Raw genomic sequence first — 23,312 nt, forward strand, 5'->3', positions numbered from 1 at the left:
CGGTTATTTAGTTTCTTTTCGCAGCTGGGGAAACAGGATGACGTCCCGGATCGAAGCCGAATCGGTCAGCAGCATCACCAGCCGGTCGATGCCGATACCCTCTCCGGCGGTCGGAGGCATGCCGTATTCCAGGGCACGGACGTAATCTTCATCCATATAATGGGCCTCTTCGTCACCCTTGTCTTTTTCGGCGACCTGGGTCAAGAAGCGCTCTTTCTGGTCAACCGGGTCATTCAGTTCCGAGAAGGCATTGGCAATTTCCCGGCCGCCGATGATCAGTTCAAAACGGTCAACCAGCTCCGGGTCGTGATCGTTCTTGCGTGATAGCGGCGAGACCTCCGTTGGATAGGCGGTGATAAAGGTCGGCTGGATCAGCTTGTGCTCGGCCACCTCTTCAAAGATCTCCATCAGCAGTTTGCCGTAACCGATATCGTCCTTCAGGACCAGTCCGATGCTGCGGGCATAGGCCAATGCCAGGTCGCGGTCATCCAGATGCTTTGCATCAATATCACCGTACTCCAGCACGGCCTCGCGAACGGTCAGGCGCTTCCAGGGTCGCTGGAAACTGATCTCAAGCCCCTGATTGGTGAAATCCAGCGTCCCGAGAACTTCCTGGGCCACGTGACAGAAGAGCTCTTCGGTAAAGTCCATCAGGTCTTCATAGGTTGCATAGGCCTGATAAAACTCCATCATGGTAAACTCGGGATTATGACGGACCGAGATGCCTTCGTTACGGAAATTGCGGTTGATCTCGAAGACCCGCTCCAGCCCGCCGACAACCAGGCGCTTCAGGTACAGCTCCGGTGCGACGCGCAGGTAGAGTTCCATATCCAGGGCATTATGATGAGTGATAAACGGACGTGCGGTTGCTCCGCCCGGGATCTGGTGCATCATGGGGGTCTCGACTTCGAGGAAATCGCGATTGGTCATGAAGGCCCGGATCAGGTTGACAATGCGGGAGCGTTTGATGAAGATGTCACGGACCTCAGGATTGACGATCAGGTCGACATAGCGTTGACGGTAGCGCGTTTCCACATCGGTCAGGCCATGGAATTTCTCCGGCAGCGGGTGCAGGGACTTGACCAGCAGACGGATACTGCGGGCATGCAGCGACAGTTCACCGGTTTTGGTACGGAAGGGATAGCCTTCCGCTCCGACAATATCGCCGATATCAAAGGATTCGAAATTGGCAAAGGCCTCGTCGCCGATCTCATCCTTTTTCACATACAGCTGCACCCGTCCCTTGCGGTCCTGAAGCTGTATAAAGGCGGCCTTGCCGAATGAGCGGCGTGCCAGAATACGCCCCGCCACGACAAAGGTCTCGCTATCGGCATCGATCTGTTCTTTGTCGCCATAGGCGGCAACCACATCAGCCGATGTATGCTGCGGCCTGAAATCATTGGGATACGGATTGATACCCGCTTCCCAGAGGGTATCCACCTTGCGGCGTCGCTGGAGCTGGAGTTCGCTTAATTCTTCCATATGTCAATCTGCCTCTCGTAATTGATTCAATGTGTACATGGAATTACTTTATTGTTCGTATCCTGTGAAAAGTATTACCCGTAGGAAGATCGGTCGAAAAATCCGTCATATAAAGCCCTACACCATCGGTGGTGATGCCGATGGTCGTGGTAGCATCAGCCGCACCATTGTTTGCCAGAGTGCTGACCGGCCCCGAATACGCTGATCCGGGCGCGAGGACTATCTTGCGAACCATATTGTCATAAGCTTCGGTCACATACAGATTGGGACCATCGCAGGTAATACCGCTTGGCTGCTTGAACCGTGCGGCAGCACCATCCGACGCATTGACAATCGAACCGGGAGAACCGGTCACGGATTTACCGGCTATCGTGGAAACGGTTCCGGTTGCAAGAACGATCTTGCGGATCGTTCGGTTGGCAAAATCCGTCACATACAGGTTGGGGCCATCGGTCGTCAAGCGTGCCGGCTGATTGAAACGGGCTTTCGTCGGGCCTCCGTCATCAGCACCGGATGCCCCGGGAGTACCGGCCAACGTGGATACTTTTTTGCTGGCGATATTAATCCAGCGGATCGTGTTGTTCGAGTCCGTCACATACAGATTGGAACCATCCGTGGTGATGCCATTTAGAAAATTGAAGCGTGCAGCGGGCCCAACTGTGTCAACCGACCCGGACAAACCCGCCCCGCCGGCCAGGGTCGTAACGACTCTTGAGCTGATATCAATCTGGCGAACCGTGAAATTGCCGGAATCAGTCACGAACAGATTGGTACCATCTGTCGTAATCCCGTTCGGCCGATTGAAATACGCAGCCGTGCCGGTACCATCTGCCGAACCAGCCAGCCCGGCGGTATTGCCGGCAATCGTTGTATCAGTCCTGTCTGCAATTTTGATCCGGCGAATGACGTTGTTATAACTATCCGCCACATACAGGCTAGCGCCATCTGTCGTGACTGCAACGGGGCGGTTAAACTTCGCAGCGGGGCTGAGTGCGGTTGAGCGGTTGCTGAACCCGACCGTACTGCCGGTAAAATCCTCAACGACAGCGGGCGTGACAAGAGTCAGACCGAGCGTTGACTGGACAGCCCCGCCCAGAGGCGATGGATACGACGCAAGTGCATCCGGCAACTTATAATCCGTTACGTTTGACGTTGATGAACTCCCACCGCAACCGCCAATATACGTCATACCTACTAATGCATAAAACAGCACTGCCAACTTCCGCATCACAATCCCCCTACGGCCTTGTCACTCAACCGCCAAGACAGTACTCTATGTAAATAAATTAGTTACCCTGTATCGTTTCCGGCCAAACAAACATGCTACTGGCTGTCCTCTTCCTTCTTCTTGCGGCGTGCCCGGGGAGCCGGCTTTGACTTCTCTTCCGGAGCTGCAGCGGGAGGCAACTCTACTGCAGCAACCTTTTTAGGGGCTGCACGACGGCGCGGTTTCGGAGCGGGAGCCGGTTCATCGGCAACAATCTGGACAGCAGGCACTGGGATAGCTACGGCCTCATCAACCGCAGGTTTCTTTTTGGCACGGGCTGGCCGGGTGCGTTTCGGTTTCTCAGCAGCCAGAGGCGGCTCATGCGCTTCAACAACAGGCGACGGTGTCACGGCCTCGACGACCGGCTGGACAGCAACAGCATCAAGCATCGCAGCGGATTCTGTAACTACTTCGCCAGCTACCTTCGGTCCTTTTCTTCCACGACGACGTTTGCGTTTCTTGTGCTTGGCGACGGATTCGTCAGCACCTTCAGCACCTTCAGCACTGCCCTCACTATCGTCCGTATCTACCGCAGGCTCCGTTCCGGAAGCCGGTTGGTCGACAGGTGCAACGGCTGTTTCAGTGGTTTCAGTCTGTTCTGCAGCACCCGGAGCATCTCCCGCGCTTTTCTTTTTCTTGCGGCGGCGCTTGCGCTTTTTGGCACCTTCAACAGGAGCAGCACCTTCAACAGGTTGTTCGACGTCCACAACTTTATCTGCAACCTTCTCAACCCTGGAAAGCGGCTTAACCGGCTTGTGAGCCTCCTCGGCTTCAGCCTCCGACTTGGCCTGATCTTCAGGGCGCGGTATTTCGCGCTTAACCGTTTCCAACTCCAGCTGATTCAGCAGATATGAGGTTTTACCCTTGACCGTGACCTCAATTTCATAATCATTCTCGATCTGGGTGAGTTCGCGTTTCTTGCGGTTCAGAAGATAGTAGGCCACCTCCAGCGGCAGCCCGCCATGCACCTCGGCCACGGTACCCTTGGCTGCAGCACCATGCACCTTGCGCAGGAAGGAAAGCGCCATGGCCTCCACCGACTTGACCTTGCCGCGGCCCTCGCAATGCGGACATTCCAGATGAATGGCATCATTAAGGGTCTTGGCGATACGCTGTCGGGACATCTCCAGCATCCCGAATTCGGAAATCCGCCCCAGGTTGACACGCGCCTTATCCATCTTGAGCGCCTGCTTGAGGGTCTTTTCCACCTCATGATTATGCTTGTTCTCTCGCATGTCGATGAAGTCTATGACAATCAGACCTCCCAGGTCGCGCAGCCTGAGCTGGCGGGCGACCTCTTCGGCCGCCTCCATATTGGTCTTGAAGGCGGTATCTTCGATGCCGCGCTCGCCACTGGACTTGCCCGAGTTGACATCGATACTGACCAGGGCTTCAGTCGGCTCTATGATCAGAGAACCGCCGGACGGCAGGGCAACCCGTTTTTCATAGATCTGATCAATCTGCTCTTCAAGTTGAAAGCGGGAGAAGATCGGACGCTTTTCCTTGTGCAGCTTGACCAGTTTTTCGCACTTGGGCATGGTTTCGCGGAAAAAATCTTTGGCTTCCTTGTAGGCTTCCTTGCTGTCCACCAGCACTTCGTCGATATCATCGGAAAAATAATCCCGGATCGAACGGATGATCAGGCCACGATCCTGATAGATCTCCCCGGCACCCTTGATCTCGGCGGCAGACCGCTTGATGTTCTCGTACATCTCCAGCAGGCTTTCAAAATCCTTCGTAAGCTCTTCAGGGGTCCGTCCAACGGCCTCGGTCCGGATAATGTAACCGATCCCTTCAGGCACGTTCATTCCGGCTACGATCTCTTTCAGCTTCTTGCGCTCGCCCTCCTGCTCAACCTTGCGGGATATTCCGGCTGAATCACTGCCCGGCATGATCACCATATAGCGACCCGGCAGGGAGATGTAGCTGGTCAGGGCCGAGCCTTTATGGTCGCGCTCATCCTTCTCCACCTGCACGATCAACTCCTGGCCGCGCCGCAGCACCTCCTGGATACGGGGACGTCGCTTGCGCTGGTCCTCGGGCACGTCGTCGCGCCACTGCCAGAAATCGGGATGCAGTTCGCCCATTTGCAGAAAACCGGGCTTGGCCCGGCCGATGTCAACGAAGGCGGCCTGCAGGCCGGGTTCAACCCGTAGCACTACGCCCTTGTAGATGTTGCCCTTGGTCTGTTCCTTGCCGGTAATCTCAATGTTCAGCTCCATCAGGCGGCCGTCGTGCACGATCGCAACACGGGCCTCCTCGGGGTGCATGACATTGATCAGCATCTTTTTGCTTATAGCCTTGCTCATTACGTGTAACCTTTCAGATGGGCGTGCCCATATCGTTGTTCAAAATTGAAAGATTATATATGTTTTAGCGCTGAAAGCAAAGAAAAAGGCGGCACCGGTTTCCCCGTGCCGCCTTGGATGTCTTGAGACAACCCGGACTACATCATCTTTGCCAGCAGCGGCACGATCAGCAGCGATACAATGTTGATGATCTTGATCATCGGATTGACTGCCGGGCCGGCAGTATCCTTGTAAGGGTCGCCGACGGTATCGCCGGTAACAGCTGCCTTGTGGGCTTCGCCGCCTTTGCCGCCATGATGGCCGTCTTCAATATATTTCTTGGCATTATCCCAAGCTCCGCCGCCGGTGGTCATGGAGATTGCCACGAAGATACCGGTTACGATGGTACCGACAATCACGCCGCCCAGGGCCTTGGGTCCGAGGGTAAAGCCGACGATAACCGGTGCCAGGATCGGAATCAGTCCGGGGATAACCATCTCTTTCAGAGCGGTTTTGGTTACGATATCAACACAGGCGGCGTAATCCGGCTTGCCGGTGCCTTCCATGATACCCTTGATCTCGCGGAACTGGCGACGGACTTCAACAACTACCGCACCACCCGCCTTGCCGACCGCTTCCATGCATTGGGCGGCAAAGTAGTACGGCAGCATGCCGCCGATGAAGAGGCCGACGATGATATAGGGATCGGAAAGGTCGAACTTGATGATCTCTTTACCGGCCAGCTGCAGGGCGTGGTTCAATTCATCAACATAAGAGGTGAACAGGATCACGGCGGCCAGACCGGCCGAACCGATGGCATAACCCTTGGTAACAGCCTTGGTTGTATTGCCGACCGCATCCAGTGGATCGGTAACAGCGCGAACCGAGTCATCCAGCTCAGCCATTTCAGCGATACCGCCGGCATTGTCGGTGATCGGGCCGTAGGCATCCATGGCAACGACGATACCGGTCAGCGACAGCATGGATACGGCGGCGATAGCGATACCGTAGACACCGGCGCACTGGAAGGCCACAACAATGCCGGCTGCAATAACGATAACCGGTGCAGCGGTCGATTTCATGGAAATACCCAGACCAGCAATGACGTTGGTGCCGTGACCGGTGGTGGAGGCTTCGGCAATATGTTTAACCGGAGCGTATTCGGTGGAGGTATAGTACTCGGTGATCCAGAAGATGGCACCGGTCACCACCAGACCGACAATGGCAGAGATGAAGATATTCATGGCGCTGAAGTTCTGACCGGCGGCATTGGTAAGGCCGGCCGGAAACATCTGGACCGTGACAAAGTAAAAGGCGATGCAGGCCAGTACACCGGATACGATCAGCCCCTTGTAAAGGGCGGTCATGATCTTGCCGCTGGCGCCCAGTTTGACGAAGTAGGTGCCGATGATCGAGGTGATGATCGAAATGCCGCCCAGGATCAATGGATAGCTGACCGAGGCAGGGCTGGTGGTAAAGGTGATGGCGCCCAGCAGCATGGCAGCGATCAGGGTTACGGCGTAGGTTTCGAACAGGTCGGCGGCCATACCGGCACAGTCGCCGACGTTGTCGCCCACGTTGTCGGCGATAACGGCCGGGTTACGGGGGTCGTCCTCGGGAATACCGGCTTCAACCTTACCCACCAGGTCAGCGCCAACATCAGCGCCCTTGGTGAAGATACCACCGCCCAGGCGGGCAAAGATGGAGATCAGTGAGCCGCCGAAGCCAAGACCGACCAACTGGCTGACCACATCCTTGACCGGTGCACCCGGCATCAGTTTCTGCAGCACCAAGTAGTAGCCGGCTACTCCCAGCAATCCCAGGCCGACCACCAGCATGCCGGTGATAGCACCGCCCTTGAAGGCAACATTAAGTGCCTTGACAATGCCGGACTTGGCAGCCTCGGTGGTGCGCACATTGGCACGCACCGAAACAAACATGCCGATGAAACCGGTCAGGCCGGAGAAGATGGCACCAACAGCAAAACCGACCGCTGTTTTCCAACCCAGGCTGGCAAACAGCGCGATGAACATAATGACGCCGACTACTGCGATGATGGTGTACTGGCGCTTCATATACGCGCCGGCGCCTTCCTGGATCGCGGCGGCGATCTGCTTCATACGGTCATTGCCTTGCGGCAACCCCAGAATCCACTGTGCCGAAATCAGGCCGTATGCGACGGCCGCAGCGGCGCAGACCAGCGCAAATACTACTGCATACTGTTCCATTCTTGTAATTCCTCCTGTGTCTATTGTAGCCCATCTAGGCTTCTATCTCATCAGATGCAAAAACGGAAAATTGTTAAAGGAATATATGCATTTTGTCAATATATATTTGCCAGATAGCGGACTTTGTGGCTGGATCCTCTCCCGATTTGCGCACTCGTTCTTGTCAATATGTGGACGGCATGCTACTGTGTTTCGCAAATCTACCATCAAAGGAGCGTACACAGATGAAATCGACACGAATTCTCCTGGCAGCCTGTCTCGTCGGCCTCAGCGGATGTGCCTCTCAAGGAGCACTCGACTCCACCCGGAATGATATTGATGCTGTCAGGACACGCCTGTACTCTGTTGAAAAAAATCTGGGAGGTATCCGCAACGAATCCCGAGAAGGAATCGGTACGATAGAGAAGAATTTGAAAACGGATGTTTCCGCTGTGCGCACACTTGCCGCCGACATCCAGGCCTCAATCGACAGCACCAAATCCGAAATGCAGGCCATGAACGGCAAGCTTGACGACATGTCCATCGCCCTGAAGAAACCGACCGAGGAGTTGGCCCGCTACCGCGATGATGCCGACAAACGCATCATCGCCCTCGAGGACCGTATTCTCAAATTCCAATCAACACTGGATGAACTCACGAAAAAAGTGACCGAATTGACTCAACCGAAAGAGGTTGCCCCAACGCCTGATTCAATCTACATGAAGGGCCTGGATGTCTTCAAGGCCGGTGACATGCCGGCCGCGCGAGAGATTTTCACCAAATTCCTTGAGCAGTACCCGCAGCATGACCTGGCGGCCAATGCCCACTACTGGATCGGAGAAACCCACTACAGTGAAAAGAGCTATGAACCGGCCATCCTATCTTTCCAGGAGGTTATCAAGAACTACCCCCTGAAGGAAAAGGTCCCGGCGGCCATGCTCAAACAGGCGATGGCGTTCAAGGCCATTAACGACACCAAAAGCGCCCGGTATGTGCTGAAAAAACTTGGAGAGAGCTTCCCCAAGAGCGATGAAGCAACTAAAGCAAAGGAGCTGCTGAAAGAGATGAAATAAGCTCCCGAGGACTTGCTTCAAACACAAAGGGCGATCCCGTACGGGATCGCCCTTTGTGTTTGAAACATTGACGTGCTGCTATTGTCAGAGCACACCCTTGGTGGACATGACGCCTTCCACCCGCGGGTCAAGCTGGGTAGCCACGTCCATGGCTCGCGCCACCGCCTTGAAGCAGGCCTCGATGATATGATGGACATTTTCACCGTACATCACGTTGATATGCAGGTTGAGGCCACAGTGATTGACAAAGGCCTGGAAGAACTCCCGCGCCAGTTCCACATCAAAGTCACCGATCTTCACCTTGGGCAGCGCCACATGATAGACCAGATAGGGCCTGCCGGAAATATCTATGGCCACGCTCGCCAGAGTCTCATCCATCGGCACCGTGGCCTGGCCATAGCGACGAATCCCTTTCTTCTCACCCAGGGCCTGCTTGAAGGCCTCTCCCAGCACAATGCCGATATCCTCCACGGTATGATGGAAATCGATATCGATATCGCCGCTGGCTTCGACCGTCAAATCAAAAAGACCATGGCGGGCAAAGAGGTTCAGCATATGATCAAGAAAAGGTACCGAGGTACAGATGGCACCCTTTCCACAACCGTCGACATCCAGCTCCAGCCGGATTCTGGTCTCGTTTGTCACCCGTTCGATATTTGCCCTACGGGACATGTCATGCCTCCCTGACGCCGCCAATCAAGGCGACTGAAATCTATTTTTTTCCCATCACGGCAAATTTATCCAAAGGACTGCCCAACAGAAGAAATGCCTTGCCGTCCGTTTCATCCCACAGGGAGATATAACCTTTCCAGCCCTTGTCAACGATCAATGTCTTGAGATTGTACAGCACCTCAGACGTGGGTGGCTCATGGAAGGCATTGTAGCCGCAATACCCGCCGGGCGGAATCAGGCGAAAGGCACCGTACCCTTTTGATTCATTGCGTTTGACCATGTTCGGCTTGCCATCATCCCAATAGATTTCTTCATAGGCGGTCCAGCCACACACAGGACACATCAGACGACGGGCACTGTTCTTACCCCAGGCTTCGGTGTCTACGCGGGCGTATTCGAATCCACACTGACCGCACATCTCATACATGTCCTTTAACGGCATAGAACCCCCTATCCAATTTCTTTAAGTGCTGCCAGCGTCTTTTCCATCTCTTCGCGGGTGCCGATGGATATCCGCACGCCATGACACAGAAGTGGATCAGAGAAATGACGTACCAGTATTTTTCTGCTGTAGAGACCGTCGTACACCCGGCGACCATCCTTGTCTGCTGGTGCAGCAAAGACATAATTACCCTGGGATGGGATGACGTGGTATCCGATAGCACGCAACTCGTTTGAGAACCATTCCCGGGTTTCCCGGATCCGGCGACAACAGAGCAGTAAATAGTCCTGATCCTTGAGCGCCGCCACGCAGGCCGCCTGTGCAAGACGGTCCAGGTTATAATGGTCACGGATCTTGTCCAGGGCAGCTATTACCTCAGGCCGGGCAATTGCCAGGCCGAGCCGCATACCGGCCAAGGCATAACTCTTGGAAAGGGTGCGGGTCACAACAACATTATCGTATTTTCTTACCAAGTCCAGTGCAGTGCCATCAGCAAAGTCGGCATAGGTCTCGTCCAGCACCAGCATCCCCCCACAGCGCTGCGCCAACTCCTCGATGTATTCCAGGTGAAATGCCGGACCAAGCGGTGCATTGGGGGTAGTAAGAAAGAAAAGCTTGCCCTCGTAACGTTCAGGAAAATCGGCCAGAAGGAATTCATCCGTCAGGCCGAAGGTACGCACCCGGGCGCCTTGAACCTCGGCAAGAGTTGCGTAGTAGGAGTAGGAGGGATGGACGTAGCCGATCTCTTCTCCCTCGGCTGCAAAGGCCCGGATCAGGTTGTTAAGCACCTCGTCCGAACCGTTGGCCATAATGATCCAGGAAGGATCAAAACCGTACAGCTCTCCGGCCACATCCCGTAACTGCTGGCTGGACGCCGAAGGATAGGTATGCAGACTGGCGCCGTCCGCTCCCAGTTCAGCCAGGATCGCTTCCCTGACCTTGGGAGATGGCGGATAGGAGTTCTCGTTGGTATTGAGCTTGATCCAAGAAGCGATATCCGGCGGCTGATAACCGGGTATATAACCCTGCATGGCGGCAATATTGGGGCGAAGTGGAATCATTCGGCGATATCTCCCGTTCTTATGCTGACTGATTTCCCATGCGCCTCCAACCCCTCCAGCCCGGCAATGCGCACGATATCCGACCCCAGTCGCTTCAACCCTTTTTCAGAGAAATATACAATCGAAGATTTCTTGACAAAATCATCCACCGATAAGGGTGAAAAGAAGCGCGCTGTACCGCCGGTGGGGAGCGTATGATTGGGGCCGGCCAGGTAATCGCCGGCCGCCTCGGGCGTCCAGTGCCCCATGAAAATGGCACCGGCATTGGTGATCCGGGGCAGGATGGAAAACGGATCGGCCAAAGCCAGCTCCAGATGCTCCGGCGCAATACGGTTGGAGAAGGCGATCACCTCGTCCAATGTTTCCGCCACGATAATGGCACCGTACTTTTCCCAGGAGGCACGGGCAATTGTTTCGCGTGAAAGCAGCGACAACTGGCGCTCCACTTCAGCCGCCACCAGCTCGCCGAATGAGCGGTCCGTAGTAATCAGGATCGAGGAGGCCAACTCATCATGTTCGGCCTGGGAGAGTAGGTCTGCTGCGATGTGCGCAGGGTTGCCGCTGCCATCGCTGATCACCAGGATCTCGCTCGGACCGGCAATCATATCGATGCCGACCTGGCCAAAAACGAGCTTCTTGGCCGTGGCCACATAGATGTTGCCCGGCCCGGTGATCTTGTCGACCTTGGGAATCGTTTCGGTGCCATAGGCCAGGGCAGCCACCGCCTGAGCCCCGCCGATGCGGAAAATACGATCAACACCTGCCAGCTTGGCCGCAACCAGCACGTGGGGATTGATCTCCCCTCCGGGAGTCGGCGCTACCATGATAATTTCGCCCACCCCGGCCACCCTGGCCGGCACGGCGTTCATGATGACGCTGCTGGGATAGCTGGCCTTGCCGCCCGGCACATAGATACCGACGCGTGCCAGGGGTGTCACCTTTTGTCCCAGCATGAGATCCGGCTCTTCCGTGGAAATCCAGGTCTGCTGTTTCTGTTTCTCATGAAAACGGGCCACCCGCTCTACCGCCAGCTTCAAGGCGGCAACATCGGCCTCTTCAACCCGACTGAATGCGGTTTCGATCTCTGCAGCGGTGACTTCCAACCCGGCCACTGAAGCGGCCTCCAGCTTATCAAAACGCACGGTCAACTCCAGCACGGCAGCATCGCCACGCCTGCGGACATCAGCGATGATGTCGAGGACAACCTGTTCCACTTCGCGGCCGCTCTCCTCGCTACGGGAGAGAATTTTACTGAACGCTACATCGAAATCCTTGTCATCTATATGAAGGAAAAGCATTGTTCACCTTGCTCCTCATGACTGGAGCACCCGCTCCAACCCCTGTATGATTTCTGTGATACGTTTGTGCTTGGTCTTCAGGCTGGCCCGGTTGACGATCAGCCGGGTGGTTATCTCGGCAATCGTTTCCACTTCCACCAGACCGTTCTGTTTCAAGGTCTCTCCGGTGGAGACCAGATCGACGATCCGCTCGGACAAACCTACCAACGGCGCAAGCTCGATGGATCCGTACAATTTGATGATCTCGACCTGGATGCCTTTGGCAGCAAAATAACTCTCGGCAACATGCGGATATTTGGTTGCAATGCGGATATGCGACCAGCCGGACGGGTCATCCCCCTTGGCCAGACCTGCCGGCTCCGCCACCATCATGCGGCAATAGCCGAACTTAAGATCCAAAGGTTCATACAGGTCCCGGCCCTGCTCCATCAGGGTATCCTTGCCCACAATGCCCAGATCGGCACTGCCATACTCCACATAGGTCGGCACATCCGTAGCCCGCACAATCATATAGCGCATGCGCTGCTCAGTGTTCTCGAAAATCAGCTTGCGGGAATCGGAGAGCAATTCCTTGCAGTCAATACCGATTGAGCCGAACAGGGCGACCGATTCCTCCAGGATGCGCCCCTTTGGAATTGCAATAGTTATCCAGTCGCTCATTCTTTCACCCGAATAATGTCGGCGCCAAGGCCGGCCAGTTTCTTTTCAATAGATTCATAGCCGCGGTCCAGATGGTAAATACGGGTTACCTCTGTCGTGCCGTCTGCAGCCAATCCGGCCAGGATCAACGAGGCGGAGGCGCGCAGATCAGTAGCCATGGACGGCGCTCCGGAGAGCTTTTTGATCCCCTTGACCGTGGCGGTATTCCCTTCCACCGTTATATCGGCACCGAAACGCAGCAGCTCCGAGACATGCATGAAACGGTTTTCAAAGATGTTTTCACTGATGACACTGGCCCCGTCAGCCACACACATCATTGCCATGAACTGGGCCTGCATATCGGTCGGAAAACCGGGGTAGGGGCGGGTCTTTATGTTGACGCTTCTGAGTTTTCTGGGGGCCTTGACCCTGACCACACCATCACGGCTGGTAATCTCGACGCCCGCATCCTGCATCTTAAACGCCAGTGCATCGAGGTGTTCCAGCTTCATTCCGTTGATTCTGATATCGCCACCGGTCATGGCTGCCGCGATCATGAAGGTGCCGGCCTCGATACGGTCCGGCATGACTTCGTAGTTGGCGGCGGAAAGTTCCGTTACGCCCTGAATGCGGATGGTATCGGTCCCGGCGCCCTCGATCTTGGCCCCCATGCGGTTCAGATATTGGGCCAGGTCAACGATCTCCGGTTCACGAGCGGCATTTTCGAGGACCGTCTCACCCTTGGCGGTGGCGGCTGCCATCATCAGGTGCTCGGTACCTCCGACTGTTGAAACGTCAAAATTTATTCGAGCGCCCCTGAGACGCTTGGCCTTGGCTTCCACATAGCCGTGTTCAAGAACAATCTCAGCCCCCAGGGCCTGCAGCCCCTTGAGGTGCAGATTGATCGGCCGGGCACCGATGGCGCAGCCACCCGGCAGGGACACACGGGCCTTGCCAAAGCGGGCCAGCAGCGGACCAAGCACCAGTACTGAAGCGCGCATGGTCTTGACCAGATCATAGGTGGCCTCATGACTGTTGATACCGGCTGTGTTTATCCTGACAACATGGCCATTCCCCTCAACCTGTGCGCCCAGGGATTCCAACACCTTGATGGTAGTATTGATATCGCGCAGAAAAGGGACATTCCGGATCTCGCACAGTCCCGGGGCCAGTATGGTCGAAACAAAAAGCGGCAAGGCCGCATTTTTCGAACCGCTGACCGTAACATCGCCTTTGAGTTTTTTTCCACCCTTGATGATAAGTTTGTCCAAAAAGTGATACCTCTTCAATCCTCTAGCCCGTCACGCGGGTATGATTTTAACGGCTGATTTTCGCCATACTACTTGATGGACCAGCTCTTGTCCAAAGAAAAGTTGGCGATTTTCGTCCTGGCATACAAGGCTCATTCAGGCTTGAAGGCTTGTTTACGTGCGGTTTTATAAGAAGAATTGATTTAAACAATTTTGTAAAACTATGTTATCGTTACAGCCACAATTGTCCGCTTGATTCTATAGGATGCAAAAACGTCTATGCACCATGTTACCCTGAAAACCAAAGCAACCATTTTGTTTCCCCTGGGCGTATCTATCGGGCTGACCGGGCTGCTTTTTTTAGTACATTTCTTTCTGTACGACTTTATCAAGGCGTCCATTTCCATCCAGCAGTATCAGATAGTTTCAATCCTGGCAGAAGACATCGACAGCGGCATCAACGAACGTCACAGAATCCTGATCGCCATCGCCGGCAAAATAACCCAGCAGATGGTTGATGATCCACGTCAGGCGCTGACATACCTGAAACAGCAGAACGAACATCTCGCGAACTTCGACAACGGCATGTTCCTATTTAGCCGTGAAGGTCGGATGTTGGCGGAGCTTCCGCTCGAACTGGCGCGGGCCGGCAAGGATTATTCCTACCGGGACTACCTCAAGCAGACCATAATTACTCAAAAACCATTCATTTCCGATCCCTACGAATCCTCCCAGGAGCAGCACCCGGCCGCCCTGATGTTCACCGCCCCTGTCTTCGATTCGAAAGGCGATATGATCGCGATTATGGGGGGCAGCATCAACCTGTCCCGCTCCGCCTTTGTTGATAAGCTCTCAAGGATCAAACTGGCAAAAGGCGGCTACCTCTATCTGATTAACCAGGACAGGGTCATTATTTCTCATCCTGACAAATCCCGCATCATGAAACGTGACACCCCGCCCGGGGCTAACAGGCTCCTCGACCGGGCTATCGCCGGGTTTGACGGAACTGATGAGACCGTCAATTCGCGCGGTCTGCATACCCTGACATCGTTGAAGCATTTGAAAGCAAAGAATTGGATAATTGCTGCGAACTACCCCGTAACCGAAGCATATGCACCGATTTACCGGCTCAACATCGCTTTTTTCATCATACTGCCGCTTATATCACTGGGCACATTCTGGCTCATGCGCCGCAGCCTGAAACGCTTTACGGACCCGATCATTCAGCTTACCCGGCATGTGGAGAACCTGAGTCAATTACACCATGAGCAGCGCGTGTTTCCGGCAAGCGGTGAAAACGAAATCGCTGTCCTGGGAAAGGCCTTCAACCACCTGGTACAAAAACTTGACCAACAAACCGATACTCTCAGCAAGCGCGAAGAAAAATTCCGCATGTTCTTCGACAAATCCAGCGATGCCATATTTATTGTTACGTTAGACGGCATAATCAGCGAAGCCAATCAGGAAGCCTGCCAGCGCTACGGACTCAATTACTCCGAAATCATCGGCATGCCTGTAACAGATCTCGATACCCCTGAGCACGCTGCTCAAGTCCCCGAACGGGTTGCTCGCGTCCTGGCCGACGGACATTATACATTCGAAACAAAGCATCATCGAAAAAACAACTCAGCGCTGGAGGTCGAGGTAAACGCCAGCCTGATCGAATATGAAGGGTCAAAGGCCATTCTGGCCGTTGCCCGTGACTTATCTGAACGCACCAGAGCCGATGCGCTGCTGCACCGCCAGAACGAATACCTGACAACCCTGCACGAAACCACGCTGGGGTTGATCAGCCGCCTGGATGTGTCCAGCCTCCTGCAGACCATCGTCACCAGAGCCGGCAATCTGGTCGGAACCGAGCACTGCTTTGTGTATCTCACAAACAGTGATGGTAGCGAGATGAACATGCTGTTTCAAAGCGGAATCTACAACAGCCTCATGCACCAAGCCATCAAACCGGGGCAAGGCATTGTCGGTCGGGTCTGGAACAGTGGCGAACCATTATGCGTCAATGATTACTGCACCTGGGAGGGCAGGCTGCCGGATGCGGAGCGGGATGCCCTGCACGCCATGGCAGGCGTGCCGCTCAAGACCAATAACGAAGTCATCGGTGTTTTGGGGTTGGCATTCATTGATCAGGCTGTTGTCTTCAACGATGAACAGATGGAGCTTCTGACCCAGTTTGGTGAACTGGCCTCGCTGGCACTTGATAACGCCCGCCTGTATGCTGCCGCTCAGAAGGACTTGATCGAACGTATAAAAGCCGAAGAGGAATTGCGCAAGCTTTCTCATGCGGTCGAACAGAGTCCTGTTTCAATTGTGATCACTGACCTGCAGGGCACTATCGAATATGCAAACCAATACGTCACGAACCTGACCGGCTATACACAGGAAGAATTGCTTGGCCAGAATCCACGCATCCTCAAATCCGGCCATACCACGGAAGCGGAATACCGCACCATGTGGGATACAATTCTCTCCGGCCATGAATGGCGCGGCGAGTTTCAGAACATCAAAAAGAATGGAGAGCTCTACTGGGAACTGGCGCTGATTTCTCCCATCCGCAACAGCAGCTTTGTCATCACGCACTTTATTGCAATCAAAGAGGATATCACCGAACGCAAAAAGATGGAGAACCAGCTGCGCCATTCGCAAAAGATGGAAGCGGTCGGTCAGTTGGCGGGCGGCATTGCCCACGATTTCAACAATATCTTAACTGCAATTATCGGATACACCACCATACTGCAGATGAAAGTACCGGAAGACAGCCCCTTGAAATCGACAACCGACCAGATCCTTGCCTCGGCAGAACGCGGATCAAGCCTGACACAGGGGTTACTGGCCTTCAGCCGCAACGAAATCAACAATCCCACCCGGATTGATCTGAACGGAGTCCTCTCACGCATTGAAAAGCTTCTCATACGCCTGATCGGGGAAGATATCCGTTTAACGACATTACCAGCAGAGCATCCCCTGCCGGTCATGGCTGACAGTATCCAGATGGAACAGGTCCTGATGAATCTGGTCACCAATGCACGAGATGCCATGCCGGAAGGTGGTGACATTACCATCTCTGCTGAACTGGTAAAACTCGACTCTCACTTTATTGCCGCCCATGGTTTTGGGAGCAGCGGACAATTTGCGCTGCTGACTGTCTCTGATACAGGTCATGGCATGGATGCCGAAACGGTCAGACATATATTTGAACCGTTCTATACTACCAAGGAGACCGGTAAAGGCACCGGACTGGGGCTTTCCATCGTTTATGGCATCATAAAAAAGCATAATGGGTATATACTCTGCCACAGTCTCCCGGGAGTCGGGTCCATCTTCCATGTGTATCTGCCTCTGTCAGAAGGAGATGAGCAGGCCACCCCTCCACAAGAGATCAATGCACCTTTTCATTCGGGCAGCGAGGTCATCCTGCTGGCAGAGGATGACGATCCAACCCGGGCGCTTACCAAAGAGCTCCTGGAAGAGTTCGGCTACACGGTTATCGAGGCGCAGGATGGAATTCAGGCACTTGAGAAATTCCGCGAAAACCGCACTGTCATCAGTCTTGTTATTCTCGACGCCCTTATGCCGTGCATGAAAGGCATGGATGTCTATCGTGAGATCAGGTCACTCTCCCCCGAGGGGCACGTTATGATCTGTAGCGGGTTTACTGCCGATATCATGGAGGGGCAGGGCACTCGCGACCGAAATTTGCATTTCATCTCCAAACCATTCATGCCCAAGGAATTACTTATGAAAATCAGAGAGGTGCTTGGAGATGCTATCTGAATCACAAGGGACAATATTCATAGTCGATGACGACCGCTATGTACTGGAAAGTGTTACGACACTGCTGCGGGAATTCGGATTTACCGTAATTGCATTTGACAATGGACTGGAAGCGATCAGGCGCTTTGCTTCTGAACCGGTCGACCTGGTCTTGACCGACATCAATATGCCCGGTATGACCGGCATTGAACTGCTGGAAAAGATTCGCTACCTTGACCGCGAAACCCCGGTGCTGCTGATGACCGCATACGCCGACCTGGATACGGCCGTAAAAGCAATCCAGAAAGGCGCCTTTGACTTTATCATCAAGCCCTATCGGCCGCCTTACCTGCTGCATGCCGTTGAAAAAGGCATCAACTTCAAACGGCTGACCAATATCGAGAAAAACTATAAACGCGAACTGGAACACACCGTTGAGCAGCGCACCGCCGAATTGAACGAAGCCCTCCATAAACTGACCAAGATGAGCAGCGAAATCATCGAACGCCTCACCGCTGCGGCTGAACTGCGTGATGAAGACACAGGCCTGCACATCTCACGTATCGGCATGTATGCAAAACGACTCTCAATACACCTCGGCCTGCCGGATGATTTTGTCAATAATATTACCGTAGCCAGCGCCATGCATGACGTCGGCAAGATTGGCATCCCCGACTCAATCCTGCTCAAACCGGGCTCCCTGACTCCTGAAGAATTTGATTCTATCAAGCTACATACCATAATTGGAGAAAAGATTCTGCGCGGGTCAGATCATGCCATGCTGCAAATGGGTGCCACGATTGCCGCCACACACCATGAACGCTGGGACGGAACCGGATATCCGCGGGGCCTGAAAGGCGAGGACATCCCAATGTCCGGACGTGTCGTCATGATTGTTGATCAGTATGATGCCCTGCGCAGCAGCCGTGCCTACAAACCGGCCTTCGACCATGCCACGACCTGCGGTATTATTCTGAAAGGGGACGGGCGAACCATGCCGGAGCACTTCGATACCAGGATATTACAGGCCTTCGATGAAATTAAGGATGAATTTGACGGGATCTTTACATCAAGCCAAGTCTGATTTACGAAAAGAGCGTTTTCAACATTGGGAACATTACCTGTCCAGATCCGCCAGCACGAAATCAACTGAACCCAGGATCGCCAGGAAATCCGCCAGCAGCCAACCACGGCTCATGATCGGCAGAGCCTGGATGTGAGGAAAACTGGGGGTCTTGATCCGCACCCGGTAGGGAATATTCAATCCATCGGAAACAACGAAGTAGCCATTTTCACCTTTGGGCGCTTCGATAGCACAGTAGTTCTCACCTCGCGGCGGCGTCATGCCCCGGGTGCTGTTGACAAAATGATGAATCAACGATTCGATGTCCTTGAGCATATCCTGCTTTTGCGGCAGCACGAAACGATAATCATCCGCGATCCAGCGCCCCCCCGGCATGCCGTCCATAGCCTGTTTCACGATCCGCAATGACTGGCGGATCTCCTCCATACGCACCAGATAACGTGCCCAGCAATCCCCACCCTCTGCAGTCGGCACATCAAATTCAAAACGTTCGTACCCGGCATAGGGTATCTTCTTTCTCAAATCCCACTCAAAACCACATGCCCTTAGATTGGGTCCGGACAGTCCCCATTCCATGGCATCCGCCGTGCTGATCGCCCCGACGCCTTTCAAACGGGCCTGGAAGATCGGGTTGCCGTTGACAAGTTGTTCATATTCCTTCAATCGTGGCGGCAGCCATGCAAGAAGAGACTTCACCGGTTCCTGCCATCCATCGGGGAGATCCTCCGCAACGCCTCCGATCCGAAACCAGGCCGGGTGCATCCTGCCGCCGGTAATCATTTCCACGATGTCGAAGATTTTTTCCCGATCGGTAAAGGTGTAAAACACCGGCGTCATCGCCCCAACATCGGCGGTGAATGTCCCCAACCAGACCAGATGACTGGCAATGCGGAACAGTTCGGCCAACATGATCCGAATACAGATGGCACGATCAGGAACCGTAATGTTGCACAAGCGTTCTACTGAGGTGACATAGGCCAGGTTATTTTGTACTCCGGACAGGTAATCGATGCGATCGGTATAGGGAATAAACTGATTCCAGTGCTGGCGCTCGGCAATTTTTTCGGCCCCACGATGATGGTAGCCGATGTCGAAATCAATATCGCGGATTTCCTCACCGTCCAGCTTGAGAATGCAGCGGATGACACCGTGGGTACCGGGATGCTGGGGGCCGAGATTAAGTATCAGTTCGCCTTCACTCACCCGTTCAAAGAAATCATTGGCTGGAAGCGGGGCATGGCGACGGGCGTCTTCAACCGTGTAGGGCTTCATCTCGGTAGCCCGGTAAGGATGGTCCTTGCGGAGCGGGTGTCCCTCCCAGTCGTGCGGCATCAGAATGCGGCGCAGGTTTGGGTGGCCACTAAAACGGATCCCGTACATGTCAAAAACCTCCCGCTCATACCAGGAGGCAGCCGGAAAGACTGAAGTGATGCTGGGCACTTCGGGAACAGCAGCGGTCAACTCCGTTTTAACGCGCACATAGCCGGGCTGATCAAATGTGAGCAGGTGGTAATTGATCGTAAAATCTTTGAATGTGCTGCGAGCACGGCGACACGAATCATCAACCGCTGCAATATCCTCCAGTCGCTTGAAGGAACTGCCTTGACGGGTTTTGAGGTGCTGCAGCAGTTGGGGTACCATCTCGGGAGAGGCTCGTAATGTCAGCATGTCGGTAGCGGATATATCGACAGAAACCTGCTCTCCGAAGGCCTCTTTCATCTCCTGCGGCAGGCCGAAATCCGGATACTCATGCTTTACAGCCGGCGGGGTCCAGATTTCATCCGAACGCGGCAGGAATGACACCGGATGACCGACAGAGACACCACGCGGTCGGATGCCCTGCATACCGGGGCCCCGGGTGTCGCAGCTCTTTGTCTCGCCATCAATCAGCTGCGGCACGATTGTTCCCTGCCAGCCGCCTGCCATATGCAGTACCGGTCGGGCAGGCCTTTCACCTGTGCGGATCTTCTCCTGCAGCAGCATCAGTCCCTGCATGAAAGCTTCCGGGCGCGGCGGGCAACCGGGAACGTATACATCTACCGGAAGAAACTGGTTTACTCCCTGAACAACACTATAGACATCATACATGCCACCCGAATTTGCGCAGCTTCCCATGGACATCACCCAACGCGGTTCAGCCATCTGCTCGTAAAGATTCAGGATTGTTGGCGCCATCTTTATGAAAGGTGTACCGGCAATGACCATCAGATCGGCTTCACGCGGCGTACCGCGCAATACTTCGGCGCCAAAGCGTGAGATATCGTAGCGCGAGGTAAACGAGGTCATCATTTCGACAAAACAGCATGAAAGGCCGAAGAACATCGGCCAGAGAGAATTTGAACGTCCCCAGTTGATCAGGTCGTCAAGACGGGTAAGAATGATATTGTCGGGTGCAATATTTTCAGACATGGAAGGCACGCTTACTGTCATTTGAGGGGCCCCAGTTTAGTCCACCCTTAATCCACAGCCATACAAGACCGACTGCAAGAATAACAATGAAGACGGAAATCTGAATCACACCCATGAGACCGAGCACGTCCCAGGCAACCGCCCAGGTAAAAATAAAGGCAGCCTCCACATCGAAAATTATAAAGAAAATAGCAACGAGGTAAAAGGGAACGGGCCAGGCCAATCGGGCAGAAGCAGTCGGAATAATCCCGGATTCATACGCTGCCCCTTTTTTGAGTGATGTTCGTTTAGCTCCCAGCCACCAGGCAGCAAGCAGAAGCACGCCGATCAACACAATGGTGATGAGCGTATATATCAGTATCTCATAAAAGGCGTCCGGTAACATTTTGGTACTATATCAGAAGTGACAGAACGATTAAACAGTATTACACTCGTTTCTCGCCATCATGTTGCGAGGTTGTGTCTGAGCATCGTCATTTTCTAACGCAAAACAGCCCCGCCTCCATTTCTGGAAGCGGGGCTGTTTGTTTTTTATTCCCGGCGGCGACCTACTTTCCCACACAGTTACCCGTGCAGTATCATCGGCCCTGAGGGGCTTAACTTCCGTGTTCGAGATGGGAACGGGTGTGACCCCCTCGGCATAGCCACCGAGAAATCGTTTATGGTTACGCTGTAGGCGTTTCCATGACTTTTTCTTGTCAATTGCATTGTGTGGTTTTCGTTTAGGTTTTGATTGTATGTTGTTCGATTTATATCCGGTCAGGGGGAAGGAGAACCTTCCCCCGAACCGTTTTAATAATTTTATGGTCAAGCCTCACGGCCGATTAGTACCGGTAAGCTAAATGCATTGCTGCAATTACACACCCGGCCTATCAACGTTGTAGTCTTCAACGGGCCTTTAGGGGTTGTTACACCCAGGGATACCTAATCTTGAAGGAGGCTTCCCGCTTAGATGCTTTCAGCGGTTATCCTTTCCGTACGTGGCTACCCAGCGACTGCGCCTGGCGGCACAACTGGAACACTAGCGGTACGTCCATCCCGGTCCTCTCGTACTAAGGACAGCTCTTCTCAAGTATCCTGCGCCCACGGTAGATAGGGACCAAACTGTCTCACGACGTTTTAAACCCAGCTCGCGTACCGCTTTAATTGGCGAACAGCCAAACCCTTGGGACCTACTTCAGCCCCAGGATGCGATGAGCCGACATCGAGGTGCCAAACCTCCCCGTCGATGTGAACTCTTGGGGGAGATCAGCCTGTTATCCCCGGAGTACCTTTTATCCGTTGAGCGACGGCCCTTCCATACAGAACCGCCGGATCACTATGACCTACTTTCGTACCTGCTCGACTTGTTGGTCTCGCAGTCAAGCTCCCTTATGCCATTGCACTCTACGCCCGGTTTCCAATCGGGCTGAGGGAACCTTCGCGCGCCTCCGTTACTCTTTGGGAGGCGACCGCCCCAGTCAAACTACCCACCAGACAGTGTTCCCGACCCGGATGACGGGCCAAGGTTAGACAACCAAAACAACCAGGGTGGTATTTCAAGGTTGACTCCACCGACACTAGCGTGCCAGCTTCAAAGTCTCCCACCTATCCTACACAAGCTATTCCGAATGTCACTGTCAAGCTATAGTAAAGGTTCACGGGGTCTTTCCGTCTTACCGCGGGTACTCGGCATCTTCACCGAGAATTCAATTTCGCTGAGTCACTGGTTGAGACAGCGCGGAAATCGTTACGCCATTCGTGCAGGTCGGAACTTACCCGACAAGGAATTTCGCTACCTTAGGACCGTTATAGTTACGGCCGCCGTTTACTGGGGCTTCGGTTCAAAGCTTCGCTTGCGCTAACAAATCCCCTTAACCTTCCAGCACCGGGCAGGCGTCAGTCCGTATACATCGTCTTACGACTTAGCACAGACCTGTGTTTTTAGTAAACAGTCGCTACCGCCATTTCTCTGCGACCCTCTTCGGCTTCACGTGTAAATCGCTACACCTAATGAGGGCACACCTTCTCCCGAAGTTACGGTGTCATTTTGCCGAGTTCCTTAACCAGTGTTATCTCAATCACCTTAGGATTTTCTCCTCACCCACCTGAGTCGGTTTACGGTACGGTCACCTGCTGTCTGAAGCTTAGAGGCTTTTCTTGGAAGCATGGGATCAACGACTTTATGAGCATACGCTCTCGTCATCACGTCTCAGGGTTGAATGGGAAAGTGGATTTGCCTGCTCTCCCCCCCTACACGCTTAAACCGGGATAACCAGTACCCGGCTCGCCTACCCTTCTCCGTCCCCCCATCGCAACAACAGGTGGTACAGGAATATTAACCTGTTTCCCATCAACTACGCCTTTCGGCCTCGCCTTAGGGACCGACTAACCCTTCG

15 protein-coding genes and 2 rRNA genes (1 of these 17 running past the window's edge) are annotated in these 23,312 nt (G+C 54.1%); 3 read left to right on the forward strand and 14 right to left on the reverse strand.

Going from position 1 to position 23,312, the window contains the following annotated elements:
* Positions 1-3 precede the first annotated feature (3 nt).
* From lysS to ACOCF6_RS07790, 4 genes are all read right to left on the reverse strand, one after another.
* A complete protein-coding gene (lysS, locus tag ACOCF6_RS07775; RefSeq protein WP_482459818.1) occupies positions 4-1,482 on the reverse strand; it encodes a lysine--tRNA ligase in 1,479 nt (492 codons plus the stop codon).
* A gap of 43 nt (positions 1,483-1,525) precedes the next feature.
* A complete protein-coding gene (locus ACOCF6_RS07780) occupies positions 1,526-2,710 on the reverse strand; it encodes an NHL repeat-containing protein (protein WP_482459819.1) in 1,185 nt (394 codons plus the stop codon).
* A gap of 95 nt (positions 2,711-2,805) precedes the next feature.
* The gene (locus tag ACOCF6_RS07785; protein ID WP_482459820.1) at positions 2,806-5,058 is read right to left on the reverse strand and encodes an Rne/Rng family ribonuclease; all 2,253 of its coding nucleotides are present in this window, start codon (positions 5,056-5,058) and stop codon (positions 2,806-2,808) included.
* Positions 5,059-5,195: 137 nt separating this feature from the next.
* Complete coding sequence (locus ACOCF6_RS07790) at positions 5,196-7,265, reverse strand: sodium-translocating pyrophosphatase (RefSeq protein ID WP_482459821.1); 2,070 nt, start codon at positions 7,263-7,265, stop codon at positions 5,196-5,198.
* Between the two features lie 224 nt (positions 7,266-7,489).
* On the opposite strand from ACOCF6_RS07790, the gene ybgF reads away from it, so the two are divergent.
* The gene (gene ybgF / locus ACOCF6_RS07795) at positions 7,490-8,317 is read left to right on the forward strand and encodes a tol-pal system protein YbgF (RefSeq protein WP_482459822.1); all 828 of its coding nucleotides are present in this window, start codon (positions 7,490-7,492) and stop codon (positions 8,315-8,317) included.
* An 84-nt stretch (positions 8,318-8,401) separates the two neighbouring features.
* On the opposite strand, the gene hisB is transcribed toward ybgF, so the two are convergent.
* From hisB to murA, 6 genes are read right to left on the reverse strand one after another with little or no spacing between them, the layout of a single operon-like run.
* Positions 8,402-8,989: an imidazoleglycerol-phosphate dehydratase HisB gene (hisB, locus tag ACOCF6_RS07800; protein ID WP_482459823.1), complete on the reverse strand. Its 588-nt coding sequence runs from the start codon at positions 8,987-8,989 to the stop codon at positions 8,402-8,404.
* A gap of 40 nt (positions 8,990-9,029) precedes the next feature.
* Complete coding sequence (locus ACOCF6_RS07805) at positions 9,030-9,431, reverse strand: hypothetical protein (protein ID WP_482459824.1); 402 nt, start codon at positions 9,429-9,431, stop codon at positions 9,030-9,032.
* 8 nt (positions 9,432-9,439) lie between these two features.
* Entirely contained in the window at positions 9,440-10,492 is a 1,053-nt protein-coding gene (gene hisC, locus ACOCF6_RS07810; RefSeq protein ID WP_482459825.1) for a histidinol-phosphate transaminase, read from the reverse strand.
* On the reverse strand, positions 10,489-11,790 hold the full coding sequence (gene hisD / locus ACOCF6_RS07815; protein WP_482459826.1) for a histidinol dehydrogenase: 1,302 nt from the start codon (positions 11,788-11,790) through the stop codon (positions 10,489-10,491). The genes hisC and hisD overlap by 4 nt, the downstream gene beginning before the upstream one ends.
* 15 nt (positions 11,791-11,805) lie before the next feature.
* Entirely contained in the window at positions 11,806-12,450 is a 645-nt protein-coding gene (gene hisG / locus ACOCF6_RS07820; protein WP_482459827.1) for an ATP phosphoribosyltransferase, read from the reverse strand.
* Positions 12,447-13,700, reverse strand: a complete 1,254-nt coding sequence (gene murA, locus ACOCF6_RS07825; RefSeq protein WP_482459828.1) for a UDP-N-acetylglucosamine 1-carboxyvinyltransferase — start codon at positions 13,698-13,700, stop codon at positions 12,447-12,449. The genes hisG and murA overlap by 4 nt, the downstream gene beginning before the upstream one ends.
* A gap of 258 nt (positions 13,701-13,958) precedes the next feature.
* On the opposite strand from murA, the gene ACOCF6_RS07830 reads away from it, so the two are divergent.
* Entirely contained in the window at positions 13,959-17,462 is a 3,504-nt protein-coding gene (locus tag ACOCF6_RS07830; protein ID WP_482459829.1) for a PAS domain S-box protein, read from the forward strand.
* Positions 17,452-18,525, forward strand: a complete 1,074-nt coding sequence (locus tag ACOCF6_RS07835) for a response regulator (RefSeq protein ID WP_482459830.1) — start codon at positions 17,452-17,454, stop codon at positions 18,523-18,525. The genes ACOCF6_RS07830 and ACOCF6_RS07835 overlap by 11 nt, the downstream gene beginning before the upstream one ends.
* A gap of 33 nt (positions 18,526-18,558) precedes the next feature.
* Here the strand turns inward: ACOCF6_RS07835 and ACOCF6_RS07840 are convergent, their stop codons facing one another.
* The 4 genes from ACOCF6_RS07840 to ACOCF6_RS07855 form a co-directional block, all read right to left on the reverse strand.
* Positions 18,559-20,934, reverse strand: coding sequence for an NADH-quinone oxidoreductase subunit B/C/D (locus ACOCF6_RS07840; RefSeq protein WP_482459831.1), 2,376 nt, complete (start codon positions 20,932-20,934; stop codon positions 18,559-18,561).
* A complete protein-coding gene (locus ACOCF6_RS07845; RefSeq protein ID WP_482459832.1) occupies positions 20,927-21,319 on the reverse strand; it encodes an NADH-quinone oxidoreductase subunit A in 393 nt (130 codons plus the stop codon). Before ACOCF6_RS07845 ends, ACOCF6_RS07840 begins: the two co-directional genes overlap by 8 nt.
* A 150-nt stretch (positions 21,320-21,469) precedes the next feature.
* Positions 21,470-21,586 (reverse strand): 5S ribosomal RNA (gene rrf / locus ACOCF6_RS07850).
* Between the two features lie 151 nt (positions 21,587-21,737).
* Positions 21,738-23,312 (reverse strand): 23S ribosomal RNA (locus ACOCF6_RS07855); it runs 1,379 nt beyond the window's last position.

The sequence above is a fragment of the Geobacter psychrophilus genome, assembly GCF_056821595.1.

Bases quoted from the DNA above. Each gene is read 5' to 3' on its own strand.
- ACOCF6_RS07780 (WP_482459819.1), bottom strand. From the start codon at position 2,710: ATGCGGAAGTTGGCAGTGCTGTTTTATGCATTAGTAGGTATGACGTAT.
- ACOCF6_RS07785 (WP_482459820.1), bottom strand. From the start codon at position 5,058: ATGAGCAAGGCTATAAGCAAAAAGATGCTGATCAATGTCATGCACCCC.
- hisC (WP_482459825.1), bottom strand. From the start codon at position 10,492: ATGATTCCACTTCGCCCCAATATTGCCGCCATGCAGGGTTATATACCC.
- hisD (WP_482459826.1), bottom strand. From the start codon at position 11,790: ATGCTTTTCCTTCATATAGATGACAAGGATTTCGATGTAGCGTTCAGT.
- hisG (WP_482459827.1), bottom strand. From the start codon at position 12,450: ATGAGCGACTGGATAACTATTGCAATTCCAAAGGGGCGCATCCTGGAG.
- hisB (WP_482459823.1), bottom strand. From the start codon at position 8,989: ATGTCCCGTAGGGCAAATATCGAACGGGTGACAAACGAGACCAGAATC.
- ACOCF6_RS07805 (WP_482459824.1), bottom strand. From the start codon at position 9,431: ATGCCGTTAAAGGACATGTATGAGATGTGCGGTCAGTGTGGATTCGAA.
- ybgF (WP_482459822.1), top strand. From the start codon at position 7,490: ATGAAATCGACACGAATTCTCCTGGCAGCCTGTCTCGTCGGCCTCAGC.
- ACOCF6_RS07835 (WP_482459830.1), top strand. From the start codon at position 17,452: ATGCTATCTGAATCACAAGGGACAATATTCATAGTCGATGACGACCGC.
- ACOCF6_RS07840 (WP_482459831.1), bottom strand. From the start codon at position 20,934: ATGTCTGAAAATATTGCACCCGACAATATCATTCTTACCCGTCTTGAC.
- ACOCF6_RS07845 (WP_482459832.1), bottom strand. From the start codon at position 21,319: ATGTTACCGGACGCCTTTTATGAGATACTGATATATACGCTCATCACC.
- ACOCF6_RS07790 (WP_482459821.1), bottom strand. From the start codon at position 7,265: ATGGAACAGTATGCAGTAGTATTTGCGCTGGTCTGCGCCGCTGCGGCC.
- ACOCF6_RS07830 (WP_482459829.1), top strand. From the start codon at position 13,959: ATGCACCATGTTACCCTGAAAACCAAAGCAACCATTTTGTTTCCCCTG.
- lysS (WP_482459818.1), bottom strand. From the start codon at position 1,482: ATGGAAGAATTAAGCGAACTCCAGCTCCAGCGACGCCGCAAGGTGGAT.